The organism is uncultured Formosa sp. (assembly GCF_947500765.1).
Taxonomy (GTDB): domain Bacteria; phylum Bacteroidota; class Bacteroidia; order Flavobacteriales; family Flavobacteriaceae; genus Formosa.
Genome location: NZ_CANMTH010000001.1, coordinates 359,622 through 376,517 on the forward strand (window position 1 = coordinate 359,622; position 16,896 = coordinate 376,517).

At 32.6% G+C, this 16,896-nt stretch carries 15 protein-coding genes; 3 read left to right on the top strand and 12 right to left on the bottom strand.

Features of this window, described 5'->3' with window-relative positions; all coding sequences use genetic code 11:
- Positions 1-64: 64 nt before the first annotated feature.
- The 10 genes from rpoN to rplM form a co-directional block, all read right to left on the bottom strand.
- A complete protein-coding gene (gene rpoN, locus Q1B05_RS01565) occupies positions 65-1,528 on the bottom strand; it encodes an RNA polymerase factor sigma-54 (RefSeq protein WP_299776837.1) in 1,464 nt (487 codons plus the stop codon).
- A gap of 87 nt (positions 1,529-1,615) precedes the next feature.
- The gene (gene asnS / locus Q1B05_RS01570) at positions 1,616-3,049 is read right to left on the bottom strand and encodes an asparagine--tRNA ligase (protein WP_299776839.1); all 1,434 of its coding nucleotides are present in this window, start codon (positions 3,047-3,049) and stop codon (positions 1,616-1,618) included.
- A 59-nt stretch (positions 3,050-3,108) separates the two neighbouring features.
- On the bottom strand, positions 3,109-5,517 hold the full coding sequence (locus Q1B05_RS01575) for an efflux RND transporter permease subunit (protein ID WP_299776841.1): 2,409 nt from the start codon (positions 5,515-5,517) through the stop codon (positions 3,109-3,111).
- Positions 5,518-5,576: 59 nt separating this feature from the next.
- Positions 5,577-6,854 (bottom strand): hypothetical protein, encoded by a 1,278-nt coding sequence (locus Q1B05_RS01580; protein ID WP_299776843.1) that lies wholly within the window; start codon positions 6,852-6,854, stop codon positions 5,577-5,579.
- Positions 6,855-6,961: 107 nt separating this feature from the next.
- Positions 6,962-7,519 carry a ribosome recycling factor gene (gene frr / locus Q1B05_RS01585; RefSeq protein ID WP_299776844.1) on the bottom strand — a complete coding sequence of 186 codons (558 nt, stop codon included), beginning with the start codon at positions 7,517-7,519 and terminating at the stop codon, positions 6,962-6,964.
- Positions 7,520-7,559: 40 nt separating this feature from the next.
- On the bottom strand, positions 7,560-8,267 hold the full coding sequence (gene pyrH, locus Q1B05_RS01590; RefSeq protein ID WP_299776846.1) for a UMP kinase: 708 nt from the start codon (positions 8,265-8,267) through the stop codon (positions 7,560-7,562).
- Between the two features lie 175 nt (positions 8,268-8,442).
- Positions 8,443-9,408, bottom strand: a complete 966-nt coding sequence (tsf, locus tag Q1B05_RS01595; protein WP_299776848.1) for a translation elongation factor Ts — start codon at positions 9,406-9,408, stop codon at positions 8,443-8,445.
- 105 nt (positions 9,409-9,513) lie between these two features.
- A complete protein-coding gene (gene rpsB / locus Q1B05_RS01600) occupies positions 9,514-10,278 on the bottom strand; it encodes a 30S ribosomal protein S2 (protein WP_299776850.1) in 765 nt (254 codons plus the stop codon).
- Between the two features lie 204 nt (positions 10,279-10,482).
- Positions 10,483-10,869, bottom strand: coding sequence for a 30S ribosomal protein S9 (rpsI, locus tag Q1B05_RS01605; RefSeq protein WP_038526375.1), 387 nt, complete (start codon positions 10,867-10,869; stop codon positions 10,483-10,485).
- Positions 10,869-11,324 (bottom strand): 50S ribosomal protein L13, encoded by a 456-nt coding sequence (gene rplM / locus Q1B05_RS01610; protein WP_299776857.1) that lies wholly within the window; start codon positions 11,322-11,324, stop codon positions 10,869-10,871. Before rplM ends, rpsI begins: the two co-directional genes overlap by 1 nt.
- A 360-nt stretch (positions 11,325-11,684) precedes the next feature.
- Here rplM and Q1B05_RS01615 point away from each other — a divergent pair, with 360 nt between their 5' ends.
- On the top strand, positions 11,685-12,017 hold the full coding sequence (locus Q1B05_RS01615; protein WP_299776859.1) for a DUF2853 family protein: 333 nt from the start codon (positions 11,685-11,687) through the stop codon (positions 12,015-12,017).
- A 107-nt stretch (positions 12,018-12,124) separates the two neighbouring features.
- On the opposite strand, the gene Q1B05_RS01620 is transcribed toward Q1B05_RS01615, so the two are convergent.
- The gene (locus tag Q1B05_RS01620) at positions 12,125-13,036 is read right to left on the bottom strand and encodes an NAD(P)-dependent oxidoreductase (RefSeq protein ID WP_299776862.1); all 912 of its coding nucleotides are present in this window, start codon (positions 13,034-13,036) and stop codon (positions 12,125-12,127) included.
- Positions 13,037-13,127: 91 nt separating this feature from the next.
- On the bottom strand, positions 13,128-14,378 hold the full coding sequence (locus tag Q1B05_RS01625) for a hypothetical protein (RefSeq protein ID WP_299776864.1): 1,251 nt from the start codon (positions 14,376-14,378) through the stop codon (positions 13,128-13,130).
- 543 nt (positions 14,379-14,921) lie between these two features.
- Here Q1B05_RS01625 and Q1B05_RS01630 point away from each other — a divergent pair.
- Both Q1B05_RS01630 and Q1B05_RS01635 read left to right on the top strand, forming a co-directional pair.
- Positions 14,922-15,989 (top strand): methyltransferase, encoded by a 1,068-nt coding sequence (locus tag Q1B05_RS01630; RefSeq protein WP_299776866.1) that lies wholly within the window; start codon positions 14,922-14,924, stop codon positions 15,987-15,989.
- A 228-nt stretch (positions 15,990-16,217) separates the two neighbouring features.
- A complete protein-coding gene (locus tag Q1B05_RS01635) occupies positions 16,218-16,778 on the top strand; it encodes a type 1 glutamine amidotransferase domain-containing protein (RefSeq protein ID WP_299776868.1) in 561 nt (186 codons plus the stop codon).
- Positions 16,779-16,896 lie beyond the last annotated feature (118 nt).

Genomic DNA, 16,896 nt, shown 5'->3' on the forward strand with positions numbered 1-16,896 from the left:
TAGTATATTTTACTCTAATTATAAAAGAGCTGTTTAAGCCATTTATACATATAAATCGTGATTTTTATAATTGTTTTCTCAATCGTGCTACTGGTACATCAAGTTGTTCTCTATATTTAGCTATTGTACGTCTGGCTATAGGATACCCTTTTTCTTTTAAAATAGCAGCTAGATTTTCATCTGTAAGAGGTTTTCTTTTGTCTTCTTCGTCTATAACAGTACCTAAAATCATTTTAATTTCACGAGTAGAAACATCTTCACCTTGATCATTCTTCATAGATTCTGAGAAGAATTCTTTTATTAATTTTGTTCCGTAAGGTGTATCTACATATTTACTGTTTGCAACTCTAGAAATAGTTGATACGTCCATGTGAATCTCATCTGCAATATCTTTTAATATCATGGGTTTTAAATTACGTTCATCACCAGTTAAAAAGTAATCATACTGGTAATTCATAATCGCACTCATGGTTAAAAATAATGTTTGTTGGCGTTGTTTAATGGCCTCTATAAACCATTTAGCAGCATCTAATTTTTGTTTAATAAATGACACGGCATCTTTCTGCGATCTGGACTTTTCTCTAGTATCTTTGTAACCTTTAAGCATGTCGTTATATTCTCTAGAGACATGTAATTCTGGTGCATTTCTTCCATTTAAGGTTAATTCTAGTTCACCATCAGTAATACGTATTGCAAAATCAGGAACTACATGTTCTACAATCCTATTATTTCCAGAGTAAGAACCTCCTGGTTTCGGGTTTAAACGCTCAATTTCTTCAATAGCATCTTTAAGTTGCTCTTCACTAACATCAAATTTTTGCATCAATTTTTTGTAATGTTTTTTAGTGAATTGATCGAAAGCATTATCTATAATTTCGGTCGCTAAAACTATATCTGCAAACTTTTCTTTGCGATGCAATTGAATACTTAAACATTCTTGAAGATCGCGTGCTCCAACTCCAGCAGGATCTAATTGATGTACGGTGTTGAATACTTTATTTATTGTTTCTTCTGAAGTATATACGTTTTGTGTAAATGCTAAATCGTCCATAATATCTGGAGTCGATCTGCGTATATAACCACTTTCGTCTACGCTACCAACTAGAAATTCTGCAATATTACGTTCTTCATCAGTTAAGCGAAAGGTGTTTAATTGTGATATTAAATGTTGTGTAAACGATGTTCCTGCAGCATAAGGCATAGTTTTTTCCTCATCGTCGCTACTATAATTGTTTGCTTGAGTTCTATAATCAGGAATTTCATCGTCACTTAAATATTCATCAACATTAATATCATCTGTAGCAATTGTTTCTGAATCGTCGTTATAGTCATCTTTTGTATTATCAAAATCATCATCAAATTCTGCTATAGATTCTTCTTTTCCAATATCTAAAGCTGGATTTTCTTCAAGTTCTTGCTTTAAGCGCTGTTCAAAAGCTTGCGTAGGCAACTGTATCAATTTCATTAATTGAATTTGTTGCGGAGATAATTTCTGCGATAATTTGAACTGTAAGTTTTGCTTAAGCATAAATTTTGATGCGGTTTAACATAAAAATAAAAAAAACAATCTACATACAAGGTGTATGTAGATTGTTTTTATGAGTATTTTATAAGTTTAAAATTCTGCGTTTTGTGGAGTTCTTGGGAAAGGAATAACATCGCGTATGTTAGACATACCCGTTGCGAACATTACTAAACGTTCGAATCCTAAACCAAATCCAGAGTGTACGGCACTACCATATTTTCTGAGATCTAAGTACCACCAAAGTTCTTCTTCGTCTATACCTAATACGGCCATTTTTTGTTTTAATACATCTAAACGTTCTTCACGTTGTGCACCTCCAACAATTTCTCCAATACCAGGAAATAATATATCCATAGCACGAACTGTTTTACCATCTTCGTTTAAACGCATGTAAAATGCTTTTATATTTGCAGGATAATCGAATAAAATAACTGGACATTTAAAGTGTTTTTCTACAAGAAAGCGTTCGTGTTCACTTTGTAGATCTGCACCCCATTCGTTAATTATATATTTAAATTTCTTTTTCTTATTAGGTTTAGAGTCACGTAAAATATCTATAGCTTCTGTATAACTTACACGCTTAAAGTTATTGTCTGCTACGAAACGTAATTTTTCAATTAAAGACATTTCGCTACGTTCTGCTTGTGGTTTCTTTTTGTCCTCGTCTTGTAAACGTTTATCTAAAAATTCTAAATCTTCAAAATTGTTTTCAAGTACATGCCCAATCACAGATTTCATGAAATCTTCGGCTAAATCCATATTACCAGCAAGATCCATAAATGCCACTTCAGGTTCTATCATCCAGAATTCTGACAAGTGTCTAGAAGTGTTAGAGTTTTCTGCTCTAAATGTAGGTCCAAATGTATATACTTTACCTAAAGACATGGCGTAAGTTTCTGCTTCTAACTGTCCAGATACAGTAAGATTTGTTTCTTTTCCGAAGAAGTCTTCAGTAAAATTAACTTTTCCATCTTCTGTTAAAGGTGGATTTTTTGCATCTAAATTTGTTATACGAAACATTTCACCAGCACCTTCAGCATCACTTCCTGTTATAATTGGTGTGTGAACGTAGAAGAATCCATTGTCGTTAAAATACTTGTGTATCGCAAACGATAATGCAGAACGTAAACGCATTACAGCACTAAAAGTGTTTGTTCTTGTACGTAAGTGTGCATTCTCTCTTAAAAATTCAAAAGAGTGTTTTTTAGGCTGAATAGGGTAGGTTTCAGGATCTGAATCTCCTAAAATTTCAATAGATTTTACTTGTATTTCTACAGATTGACCTTTTCCTTGACTTTCTGCTAATTCTCCTTTTATATGAACGGCTGCACCAGTAGTGATACGCTTTAAAGTGTCCTCGTCTGTATTTTCGAAATCGACAACACATTGTATGTTTTGTAATGAAGAACCATCGTTTAACGCAATAAAACGGTTCGCTCTAAAGGTTCTTACCCAACCTTTAACATCTACTTCTTGTAAAGTAAAGTCTTGTTTTAATAATTCTGAAATTGTACTTGGTTTCATTTTAAATATTTTTAAACATGCAAATATAATTCTTTATACATTGCGTATTTTAATTGTTATTATTGTTTTTCATCTTCTTCTGAGTCATCATTACTATCTTCAGGAATAATGTTAATGGCTGGTTCTTTTAATACTTTTTTATTTGCAATGTTACGTTCTAACGATAAAAGTAATGAAGGTAACAATAGTAAATTAGAAAGCATAGCAAATAAAAGTGTTACAGAAACAAGTCCTCCTAATGCAACTGTACCTCCAAAGCTTGAAATCATAAAGACAGAGAATCCAAAGAATAAAACGGTTGAAGTATAAAACATACTTATACCAGTTTCGCGTAAGGCACCGTAAACCGAACGTTTAATTTTCCAGTCATTTGCTTGTAATTCTTGTCTATATTTTGCCAAAAAGTGAATGGTGTCGTCTACCGAAATACCGAACGCAATACTAAATACTAAGATAGTTGAAGGCTTTATAGGTACACCTAAATAGCCCATTAAACCTGCTGTAATAAGTAAAGGTAATAGATTTGGAATTAACGATATTAATACCATTTTAAACGATCTGAACATATAGGCCATAAATAATGAAATAAGTAATATGGCTAAGGTTAATGAAATCGCTAAATTCTTAACTAAATATGTGGTTCCTTTTTGAAACACTAATGCTTTCCCTGTCATGATTACTTTATAACGATCGTCGGGGAATAATTTATCTATTTTAGTTTGAAGTTTATCTTCAATACTTTGCATTTTATCCGTACCTATATCTTTCATAAAAGTAGTAATACGCGCATATCGTCCTGTACTATCTACAAAGCTTTGAAGTAATTCTGTGTCGTTTGAAGAATTCTTTGCATAAGACAATATAAAACTACTTTCTTGGGATGTAGGTAACTGATAATATTTTGGATTTCCGTTATAATAGGCCTGTTTAGAGTATTTAACTAAGCTTACCACAGATATTGGTCTAGATAATTCAGGGATATCAATAATTGCTTCCTCTAACTCATCCATACGTTTTAGCGTACTTAGTTTCATGACACCTTTTTTACGCTGTGTATCTATCATTAATTCTAAAGGCATGATCCCATCAAATTCTTGTTCAAAAAACTCGATATCTTTAAAAAAAGGTGCTTTTTGAGGCATGTCCTCTAGTAAGCTTCCTGATATTTTAATTTGATAAATACCAATAATACTAACAGCCAATAATACAACTGCAGAAATATAAATTGAAATGCGTCTATGTCTTACCATATGTTCCATCCAACCTACAAATGCACCGATCCAACGTTTGTTTAAATGCTCTAAATGACGCTCTTTTGGATAAGGTAAAAAGGTGTATAGAATTGGAATAATAAGTAAACACAGTATAAAAATGGCTATGATACTTAACGAAGCCACGATACCAAATTCTTTTAATAATGTGCTTTCGGTTAATATAAATGTTCCAAAACCAGAAGCTGTGGTAATATTGGTCATTAACGTTGCGTTACCAACTTTAGTAATAACACGTTGTAATGATTTTACTTTGTTTCCATGTGATTTTACTTCCTGCTGATATTTATTAATCAAGAATATACAGTTTGGTATTCCTATAACAATAATTAATGGCGGAATTAAAGCTGTTAAAACGGTGATTTCGTATTTTAAAAGGCCAAGTATTCCAAGTGTCCACATTACACCAATACAGACTACTATAAGTGAAATAAATGTGGCTCTAAACGATCTAAAAAAGAAGAAGAAAATTAGAGACGTGACCAACAATGCAGCTCCTACAAAAAGACCAATTTCATCTACAATATTCTGAGCATTTAAAGTTCTAACATATGGCATCCCAGAAATATGTACATCTAAACCTGTTTCGTTTTCAAATGTTTCAACCTTAGGTATTAGAACATTTATTACAAAATCTTTTCGTTCAGGTGTATTTACTACATCTTTATTCATGTAGATTGCTGTACGTATGGTTTTTGTTTTTTTATTGAATAAAAAATTATCGTAAAACGGATATTTTTCAAACAATTCATTTTGAAGTGTATCGACTTGATTTTTAGTAATAAGGGAGTCTGTAATGAAAGGCTCAAGAGTGAATTTTTTAAGACTATCATTTTTAATTAATTTCTGTAAATCTTTAATAGAAATTACAGTCTCAACCTCATGTGAAGATTTAAAAGTTTCAGCAAGTTTATTCCAAGCATTAAGTTTTTCAACCGTAAAAAAGGTACTGTCTTTTACACCTAAAACAATTAGATTCCCTTCTTCTCCAAAAATCTTTAAGAACGCGTTATAAGTTTGGTTTACCTCGTGATGATCAGGTAATAAATTGGCTTCCGTATAGGTAAAACGCATGTATTTCCATTGTGTACTTAGAAATATAGTTGCAAGTACAATTATAATTAAAATAGCGATTTTATTTCGCAATATAAGTCTTGCAATACGCTCCCAAAAGCCTGTAGTGAATAGTTTAAGCATAAGTTTATTAAAGAACCGCAAATGTAGAAAAAAGCTACGTATTACTTTAGCCTAAACTATTATAATGTAACGTTAAATGTAAACTTTAAAGCAAAATTATCTTCTATTTCTGGTAAATGATAAGCGCCATAGCGGTAAGTTAAGCTTAGACCGAAACCAAATATTAATTGATTTAGCTCGAAGCCCGATTCTAGGTAGCCTTTATCTAGTGTTTTAAAGTCAAGTCCTTCATGGCGCTCAGGAGTTTTCATATCTCCAATAGCAAAACGAGAAAGTAACACCAATTGTGGTCTTGAAAATGCAGTATTATAAAATGGTTTAAAATAATGTTTAAATTGAAGTACTGAAAACATATCCGAGAAAAACTCGTTAAAATACATGGTTTCAAAACTATTTAAACCTGCAACAGAGAAACGTTGCATAATTGTAGATTTATTTATGTTATTAGGATAAGCGTGATATAAGTGTGTTAGTGGTGCATCTCCAATAGCTATACCTGTAGCTAAATCTATTTCTGTATGCGATTCTTTATTGTAAACAAAATGATAAGAAGCTTTAAAGTCTAATTTTTGAAAACTAAAATCACCATAAGCTGGACCATTAAAACTTTGTGTGTATTGAAAGGTTAACTTAGGAAAACCATTATGTGTTTTTACATTTCCTGACGCTGTTGGCTTGATAATATCAAACGGACTCCAGAGTAAGGCTACTTTAGCCATGGTAAGGTCGTATTTAGAATACGTGCCTTCATCTGTAACAAATTGATAATCGAATTTAGGATCTATTTCACTTACAGAAAACTGAGTTTCCGTATTTAATTTAGGTCCAAAATCATGCTGAATTGATGCTGATTTGGTAATGTGACGATAAAACAAACTTATGTTTAATAAACGTGGCTCAAAGAATTGAAAGATGCGTTTATCAGTTAAAAAGTGTGTGCTCGCTGTTTCTTGCAGATCATCTGTATACGATGCGTTTAGCCAAGTGTTATGCTCTTGGTTTAAACGATATCCAGCACCAATGCTATATTTGTATCGTGCATCTTTAAAACCATACACAGCATATCCATTTATTCTAAATTCTTCAGATAACTTATCACTTGTTGTTCCTCCTAACCCTGTACGAATACCTTCGTATTGATTAAATTTTATAAGGTATCTTAAGTCTAAATTAAAGTATTTTAAAGGAATATATCCGTTACCAATATGCTGCGCTAAATTTGCTTTCTTTACTGCTTTTACACTATCTCTTTTTATATTAATATCCGATGCAATAACTTGTGCTCTACTAGTATAAATAGAGCATAATATTATTAAACTTAGATAGTATTTAATCATGCAAGTAGTGTCGTAAATTAAACGTGCTTAAAATAAAAACAATAATGGTAATAACGTGTAATTGATTTTATGTATAAAAAAAAGCGACTTGTTTGTCGCTTTAGTTTTTATACAGTCATAATTTCTTTTTCCTTGACCGAAAGCAATTCATCAGTTTTTTTGACATAATTATCGGTAAGCTTTTGTATTTCTTGTTCTGTATCTTTCTTTACATCTTCAGAAACATCATCTAGCTTCTTAATATCGTTGTTAGCATCTTTTCTAGCGTTTCTTATCGCTATTTTTCCGTCTTCTGCTTCAGACTTTGCTTGCTTCGCTAAGTCGCGTCTGCGTTCTTCTGTTAAAGGTGGAACGTTTATTATAATTAAGTCGCCATTATTCATAGGATTAAATCCTAAGTTAGCGATCATAATTGCTTTTTCTATTTCGTGAAGCATTTTCTTTTCCCAAGGCTGAACACTAATTGTTCTACCATCAGGTGTATTTACGTTAGCCACTTGACTTAGAGGTGTCTGTGATCCGTAATAATCTACCATTACACTTCCAAGCATTGATGGGCTTGCTTTTCCTGCTCTAATATTTACAAATTGTTTTTCAAGATGTCTAACGGCACCATCCATGGCTTCTTTTGTAGAATCTATAATAAATTGAATATCTTCATTCATGGTTTTAAAACTTTACTGTTATATTACTAAAAAATCTAAATTAAACATTTACTTGTGTACCAATGTTTTCTCCAGAGACTACTTTTAATAAATTTCCTTTTGTGTTCATATCAAAAACAACAATAGGTAATTCGTTTTCTTGACTTAGTGTGAACGCTGTAGTGTCCATTACTTTTAACCCTTTCTTTAATACATCGTCGAAAGATATGTTGTCAAATTTCACAGCATTGCTGTCTTTTTCAGGATCGGCAGTGTAAATACCATCTACACGAGTTCCTTTTAAAATAACATCTGCTTCAATTTCGATTGCTCTTAATACGGCAGCAGAGTCTGTAGTAAAGTATGGATTTCCAGTACCGCCACCAAATATAACAACACGTCCTTTTTCTAGGTGACGCATCGCTTTTCTACGGATAAATGGCTCTGCAACTTCATTAATTTTAATTGCTGTTTGTAAGCGTGTTGGAATTCCTGCATCTTCTAAAGCACTTTGTAATGCTAGGCCGTTTATTACTGTTGCTAACATTCCCATATGGTCGCCTTGTACTCGATCCATACCGTTACTTGCTCCAGAAACACCTCTAAAAATATTTCCTCCTCCAATTACAATAGCGACTTGGACACCAGAATCTGTAATGGTTTTAATGTCTGCAGCGTATTCAGCTAATCTAACAGGGTCTATACCGTATTGACGTTCGCCCATTAATGCTTCGCCTGATAATTTTAAAAGGATGCGTTTAAATTTCATAGTTTGTTTTATAGAAGTTGTGCAAAATTACATAAATTTTTTAAAATGAGTGTGTAAAATTTAGTCTCCAAATGCTAATATTTTCTTTAATTATATTCCATAAAAAAAGGTCATTATCTCTAAATTGAATAATGACCTTTAATATGTTTACTGAAAAATATCAGTATATTTTATGTTATCCTAAAGCAACACGTGTAAATCCTTTTACAGATACACCGCTAAAAGATTCAACGTATTTACCAACTTTAACTTTTTCATCTTTGATAAAGTTTTGATCTAATAAACATTGTTCTTGATCTAAAGTTGTGTTGTCTGAAATGTAACGTTCCATTTTTCCAGGAAGAATTTTATCCCAGATTTTTTCTGGTTTGTTTTCTGCTTTAAGTTCTGCTTTTGCATTTTCTTCAGCTTGAGCTAAAACTTCAGGAGTTAATTGAGACATAGAGATGTATTCAGGAACATTTTTTAATGTTTTTCCTAAACGTTTTAATTCTTCATTATCTTTTTCAATTACAGCAATTCTAGCTTCAGTTTCTGAAGCAACAAAAGCAGGATCGAAATCTTTATAAGATAAAGTAGTGGCACCCATAGATGCAACTTGCATTGCTAAGTCTTTAGCTAAAACATCTCCATTTTCTACTACAGCAGAAAGACCTACTAGAGCAGCAATTTTGTTAATATGTACATAAGAACCTACATAAGGAGCTTCTAATTTAGAGTAATCTTTAATCTCTAGTTTTTCACCAATAACACCAGTTTGTTCAACTAATTTATCAGCTACAGTAAGACCATCTATATCAGCAGCTAAAAGCTCTTCTTTAGTGTTTACAGTTATTGCGATATCAGCAATTTTATTTGCTAAAGCAACGAAGTTTTCGTTTTTACCAACAAAGTCAGTTTCACAACCTAATACGATAGATACACCAACAGTGTTAGTATCGTTTACTTTTGCTACAGCAGCACCTTCACTAGAATCTCTATCTGCTCTATTTGCAGCAACTTTCTGACCTTTTTTACGTAAGACATCGATAGCTTTATCGAAATCTCCTTCAGCTTCAACTAACGCTTTTTTACAGTCCATCATTCCTGCACCAGTAGCTTTTCTTAGTTTGTTTACCTCTGCGGCTGTTACTTTTACCATAATTTCTAAGTAATATAAGTTTTAAAAAAAAAGTCGTTCAATTATTTTTCTGTAAAGAAAAGAACTAAACGACTTATATTATGTTATGTAATGATTATTTGTTGTTTATTCTTCTTCTTCAGTAGCAGTTTCTGCTTTCTTAGAAGGTGCAGGTTTATCTACTTTAGCTGAATCTTTCTCTGCTTTACGCTCTGCTAAACCATCTGCAATAGCACCAGTTACGTGAGTTAAAACTTTATCGATAGATTTAGAAGCATCGTCGTTTGCAGGGATCACGAAATCAACTTGACGTGGGTCAGAGTTAGTATCTACCATTGCAAATATTGGAATGTTTAATTTTTGTGCTTCTTTAATCGCGATATGCTCACGTTTAATGTCTACTACAAATAAAGCTCCTGGTAAACGTGTCATGTCGCTAATAGAACCTAAGTTTTTTTCTAACTTAGCTCTTAAACGATCAACTTGTAAACGTTCTTTTTTAGAAAGAGTCATGAATGTACCGTCTTTCTTCATTCTATCAATAGAAGCCATTTTTTTAACAGCTTTTCTAATAGTAACAAAGTTAGTTAACATTCCACCAGGCCATCTTTCAGTAATGTAAGGCATGTTAATTGCCCCAGCTTTTTCTGATACGATGTCTTTAGCTTGTTTTTTTGTTGCAACGAAAAGGATTTTACGTCCAGAAGCAGCAATTTTGCTTAAAGCTTCACCAGCTTCATCAATTTTAGCTGCAGTTTTATATAAATTGATAATATGGATACCGTTACGTTCCATATATACGTAAGGAGCCATGTTTGGATCCCATTTACGAGTCAAGTGACCGAAGTGTACACCTGCTTCAAGTAAGTCTTTTACTTCTACTTTTGCCATTTTGTAATAGTTTACGTTCTGTTGAATTAGCAATGTTCCATCTCGTTTTAAGTATCATACTTTAAACTTTTTGGCTGCATTTAGATGCTAAACTAAATCCTGTTTTTCAACTAGGACAACAATAACTTGTTTTTAAATTTTAAAAAAATCAACCAGATTGAGAGCGCTATGACGCAATTCTCAATCGAGTTGAGGATGGTAATATTAACGTTTCGAGAATTGGAATTTCTTACGCGCTTTCTTCTGACCGAATTTCTTACGTTCAACCATTCTAGGGTCTCTAGTTAATAAACCTTCTGGCTTAAGAATTAATCTGTTTTCTGCATCGATCTCGCACATAACACGAGAAATAGCTAAACGGATCGCTTCTGCTTGTCCAGTAATACCACCTCCATATACATTTACTGTAATATCAAAGTTGCCATCATTGTTAGTCATGGTTAAAGGTTGGTTTACTTTATACTGCAAAGTTGCAGTAGTAAAATAATCCGCCACGTCTTTTTTGTTCACTGTAATCTTACCCTCACCTGGGGCAACATATACACGAGCAACAGCCGTCTTTCTACGGCCAATTTTGTGAATTACTTCCATTATTTGAATTCGTTTAAGTTGATTGTTTTTGGTTTTTGAGCTTCATGAGCATGAGCTGTACCAGAAACAACAGTTAGATTACGGAATAAAGCGGCACCTAATTTGTTCTTAGGTAACATTCCTTTTACTGATTTTTCTACTAACCTTGCTGGATCTTTTCCAAACAATTCTGTAGCAGTTAAACTTCTTTGACCACCTGGATAACCTGTGTGACGAATGTACGTTTTGTCATTCCACTTGTTTCCTGTTAAGTTGACTTTTTCTGCATTGATAACTATTACGTTATCCCCGCAATCAACGTGTGGTGTGAAATTAGGTTTGTGTTTACCTCTAATAAGTTTTGCAACTTTAGAAGCTAAACGACCTAAACTTTGACCTTCAGCATCAACTAAAACCCACTCTTTATTAACAGTAGCTTTGTTTGCTGAAATCGTTTTGTAGCTTAATGTATCCACACTAATTAATTTTATTTATTAAACATTCCTCTCTTAAAAAGAGTTTGCAAATTTACGATAATCTATTTGATTACCAAATTGTATCACGCTATTTTTTGATTTTTAATAATATAGCTCTGCTTTTTGCCTTAATAAATCAGTTTCAGGAATTTAAAATGATTGCTTTCTCGTTTTGCTTTTTTAAATCTATTTTTAATGTATTGTAATTTATCAAGCAGTTTTTGTCTTTTAAGTATTTAATTTTCTAACTTAAAATGATCTAGGAATAATTATTTATAATAATGACAGAGATTTTAAATAATTATTTTTTAACTTACTAACATCAAAGCGAATTAATTAATAATATTAAAATTTTAAAACATGAGTGATCTAGAGTCAAAATTAGCTCAATTAAAAGCAACTGCTGTAAAACAATTAACCGATTGTGGTGTAAGCAGTATAGATGAAGAAAAATTAGACGGCTATGTAAATAGTTTAAAAACTATGGTAAATAATAAAGATGCGGTTTTAGTCTCTGGAACTGATGCTTCTGAATTAGAAACCGTACGTCGTAATTTTGTAGAAAAAAAATTAGGTGTAAAAGATAAAGACAAAGCTATGGCTGCAATTACAAGTGTAGTAGAAAAAATGTCTGCCATTAAAATGAAAAGTAGACCTGCGTTTTATTATTTAGTATCTGAAGCGTTACGTTAATATAGAAGCATTTTATAGATAATTAAAAAAGAGGTTACCAATTGGGTAGCCTCTTTTTGTGTATTAACTTTATTATGTTCTTAACCTATATTTGAAGATAAGAAGGGTTATGCTTTTTTAAGGAAACTTTCAATATTATGTATCACTTTGTCACTTAAGCGGTCGAAAGCCTGTTTTGTTCTTCCTACAGATATATTGACACAATTTACATGCGGGTGATTCAATAGTGCTTTGTCTCCTAAAGCGCCAAGTGTGTCGCAATACACACGGTTATCTTCTTTTAACCAAGCGTTAAAAGGTTGGTCGTCCCACGCAGGAGATAAGCCTGTGTTAAATAGTATTTTATGATTTCCGAAGGCATTAAATTCTTCATTATGCAAAAGAATGGTGTTTTTATTTAAACAGGTAATAATGACTTCGTTTTCCGAAAGTAATTTCTTTAAAGGTAAATATTGATAGCCTTTAGTTTCTGCTTCAGGTTTTTTAGTTCTAGAATAATAAGAGACTTTAGCTCCAAAAAAGTGGAGAGCATCTGCAATCATGCCTCCGGATTTTCCTAAACCTACAATACCTACTTTTAAGCCTGTAATTTCAGAAGGTAATCCGTTCCAAGGTGTTCTTGGGCTTCCGTCAGGATTTATGCCAAATCCGTGTAAAGCGTTTACTAATTCGCTAATTACATATTCTACAACACCTTCGTCTCCGTAGTCACGAATTCCAGTAACGGTGATGTTTCGTGAGTTGGCATATTCAATATCTACATTGGCACTTTCTGGTGTGTACAGAGAGCAACACATACCTATGTATACAATATTTGGGCATTGTGCTATGGCATCTTTACCTAGCGTGGTTGTATAACTTAAAAGTACAGCATCTGCATCTCCAATACGTTTTACGATCTCGTTTACAGAAGATGGCATATCTTCATATAAGATTACTTCTTCTGCAAGGGATTGTAATTTTTTCTCAGCCATCGGAATCAAACTTACGGGTTCTATGGCTACCAGTTTTTTAAACATATTTATTGATTTTTTACAGTCTTCAAAGTTATTATAAATATCTTAATTGCTTTTAGTATTCTGAATTAAAAGCGGCTGTGTTTTTTTACTATTATATTTTATAACTCAAGAGTACGTATAATCTATTGATTTTAGAATCAAATTGAGAAAAGACTCCTTTAGAAAATTTGTATCTTATATCTAATCCTATGTTTTGGTAGGTTATTCCTGTTCCTAGTGAAAATCCAAATTCAAAAGTACTTGAGTTTGGTGTTGCTTCAGCTTCTGTTATAATTACATTAGAGTAGTTGTGGCGTTCTGCTTTTAAATAGTTTTCATCACTTATTACAAAACCACTAGATATTCCACCGTTAAAAAATATAGATAATTTACCTAACGGTTGCGTGTAACGTAAAAGGTTATTTAATTCTATAAATGTATGTCCAATTTCAGAATTGTATGAGGAATACGTGTCTGTGGTATCGTAATCTATATAGGTGTTTTTCGTGCTGTAAGACGTGTATAATAATTCGTTATGGATAGACCATTTGTTATTGTTTTTAGGAAAGACAATATCTAGAAATAATCCTGCTGCCAAATTGGTAGATGAGTCATAATCTCCATTTAAATAGATACTGTGTTTTTTATTATTAAACTTTAGATTAGTGTTCGTAATTCCTGCAACAATACCAAATTCTAGCGCTGTTTTTTCCTTCGTACTTTTAAAGTTTATTTCTGAACCTATACATTTATAATATTTTTCAAAAACAGAGGTTAAGCTTTCTTGTGTGTAAGTTGCATTATTAATTTGTGATTGGATGTTTTTACAATCATTAAGATAAAAAATTAGTTGCCCTTTGTATTGGTTATTTTCTACAATATTAACAGTTTCCTTTAAGTAGGTTTTATGTGGTAGGAGTATAAAATTATCATTCTCCTTGATATAAAAATTAGTTTTATTGAGCTCATCTTTATAGTAATAAAGGCTCTTGTTCCCGTTTATTAAAACTTTTAGAAACACATCTCTTTTTTCTAATTTTAAATTTGCATCATTTTCTAAATTTTGAATATCTCTAGAGCTTATTTCTATATCTACAATTGCGCTTATATATGCATTGTCTTGCGCGTTAAAATATTTTATAGACGAAGTGTCGTATATAATTGGATTTTGATTTAATTCCTTTTTAAAGGTTATTTCTTTAGGGTTTGTTTTCCAATCTTTAATATCGATATAACCAGAAATCGTGTCTCCTGTAGTTGAAACGACGTAGCCAGATAAGAAATTTTCTTGAGCTGAAGATATATTAAAAAACAGAAAAAAGAACAGGGGTAAAAGGATGAATTTGAATATAGGTGTTTTCATTTTAAATTGGGGTTAGTTTGTCCCTAAAGATAATTATTTACGAGCTCATTATCTATATGAAATTTAGATTTATTTAACATATTATAGACTTACAATATGTTGTTTTTCGCTTCTACATTTAAAGCACTCTATATTGGTCTAGCTTACGGGTGTTTTTTTAATTTGTTAAGCTTATGTGTGTTTGTTTTAAATTCTAGTTTGTAAATTTTACACCTTATTGCTTTCTGAATTTGTCTACATCTATAATTGTTCTAACTTTTTCTATTTATGGATTGATAGATAATAGTTTAGTGTTATTGGTGTTATGGATTTTAATAAAGTATCTTTGTCATCTTATAATTTATCTGTTGATATTAATTGTTTTCTTTCGCACAACTGCAACGAAGTATATTGGCTTTCACTTAAAGTCTCTGTATTGATTAATCTAAACTCTAGCAGCCAATTTAATGCCTGATTGCTAGTAAGTAACTATGTTATAGTCATTTTAATCTTTCGCTTTGCGTTCCTCATTACTCTGCAATCCGTTTTTATTTAAATCAAACCATGAGTGCAGATCTACGTGTAAACAAACCCACGCCTTTCTTTCCGGAACAGCCTTTAATAGCTTTTAGCCGTGCTTCAAATGTAGCGCTTACTATTAAGTCTTTAGAAGCGGATAAGCCCGTGTTAATTACAGCATTTTATAGCGATGGTTTAGATTTGCTTAAAGCGCTGCATCAGCATTTAAAAAAGCGTTTTCCTAATGGGACGTTTATTGAACAGCGTGCGTATCGTTTAGCCTATCAGAAGTTATCTAAGCTGATTTATATAGAAATTGTAAACCATAAATTAATTGTAAAAAAAGCCCCTGCTATTGGTTGGTTGGCTAAACTATATCCCGAAGAGACACGTTTTTTACTGCCATTTACTAAAGTGCAAGGTTTAAATAGCGCTTGGCAATGGTATAAAAACGGAATTGACTTGCCGGTGTTGCGAAGTAAAATTCATCCGTATTATGGGGTGTATTTCCCTACACGATTCGATCATTTAATACTTTTCGATAATTGGTTGAAACGGTATGATGGACCCAAAAAATCGGCTATAGATGTCGGTATAGGAAGTGGTGTTTTAGCTTTGCAATTGGTGAAATTTGGTTTTCAGAAAGTCTATGGAACCGATACCAATCCGAATGCTATTGTAGGACTCACGGAATCTATGGGCGCTACCAAACTCTCTAGAAAAATAGAATTAGATTTTGCACCGCTCTTTGGTAAATGGGAAAAGCAAACCGAACTCATTGTTTTTAATCCGCCTTGGTTGCCTGCAACTCATGATTTGGATACCAATGATGCAGCCATTTCTTATCCAGATACCTTATTTCCTGATTTCTTTGAGGCTGCTAAAAAACGTTTGTTACCCGAAGGAAAGTTAGTTCTTATATTTTCTAATTTAGCACAACTCACTCAGGTTACAGAAGCGCATCCTATAGCAGATGAGTTAGCTGTAGGCGGGCGATTTAAATTAGAGCAATGCCTTAAGCGCACAGTGAAAGCAGCTTCAAACCACACTAAGCGCGATCAGCATTGGCGTGCAACCGAAGACGTTGAACTTTGGGTATTGGTTCATGCGTAAATAATAATAATAGTAGTCATCACATGTTAATATATAGAAAAAGTCATTCCATTGGGAGTGACTTTTTTATTTGCGTTCATTTTTCATGTATTCGTGTCAATAAGAGTGAGAGCTGTTTCTGAACTTTGTAACAGATAAAAACGGAGGAATTATAGGGTCGAGTCATTTGTTAGAACTCCCAACACGTAATTCATCTGTAAAGTATAATTCATATTAAAAATTATTAAAATGAAAGATTTAAAACATAAGACTGTTGCTATTTTAGCAACCAACGGATTTGAAGAAAGTGAATTAAAATCGCCTAAAGACGCTTTGTTAGAAGCAGGAGCAGAGGTGCACATCGTGTCTCTAGAGTCTGGAGAGATTAAAGCTTGGGCCGATGGAGATTGGGGAGATGCTTATAACGTAGATAAAACTTTAGACCAAGTGTCTCAATCAGATTATAACGCGCTGGTACTTCCAGGAGGTGTAATAAACCCGGATTTATTAAGACGAGACACTAAGGCGATAAACTTTGTGAAGTCGTTTTTCGAAAACCATAAACCAGTAGCTGCTATTTGTCATGCACCTTGGTTATTGGCAGAAGCCGATGTGTTACAAGGAAGAAAAGTAACGTCTTTCCATTCTATTAAAACAGATATCATTAACGCTGGTGCAGAATGGGTAGATCAAGAGGTTGTTGTAGACCAAGGTTTAGTAACTAGCCGTTCTCCAGAAGATTTACCAGCATTTAATGCTAAGGTTATAGAAGAAATTAAGGAAGGTAAACACGATATGCAAACCGCATAGGGTTTACGCAAACTCATTTTAAAAAAAAGGGTTAGATGATCTAAAATCTAACCCTTTTTAATACGTTATAATTAAAATATACACACATAAATACGTTATATTACAATAGGTTTTAACA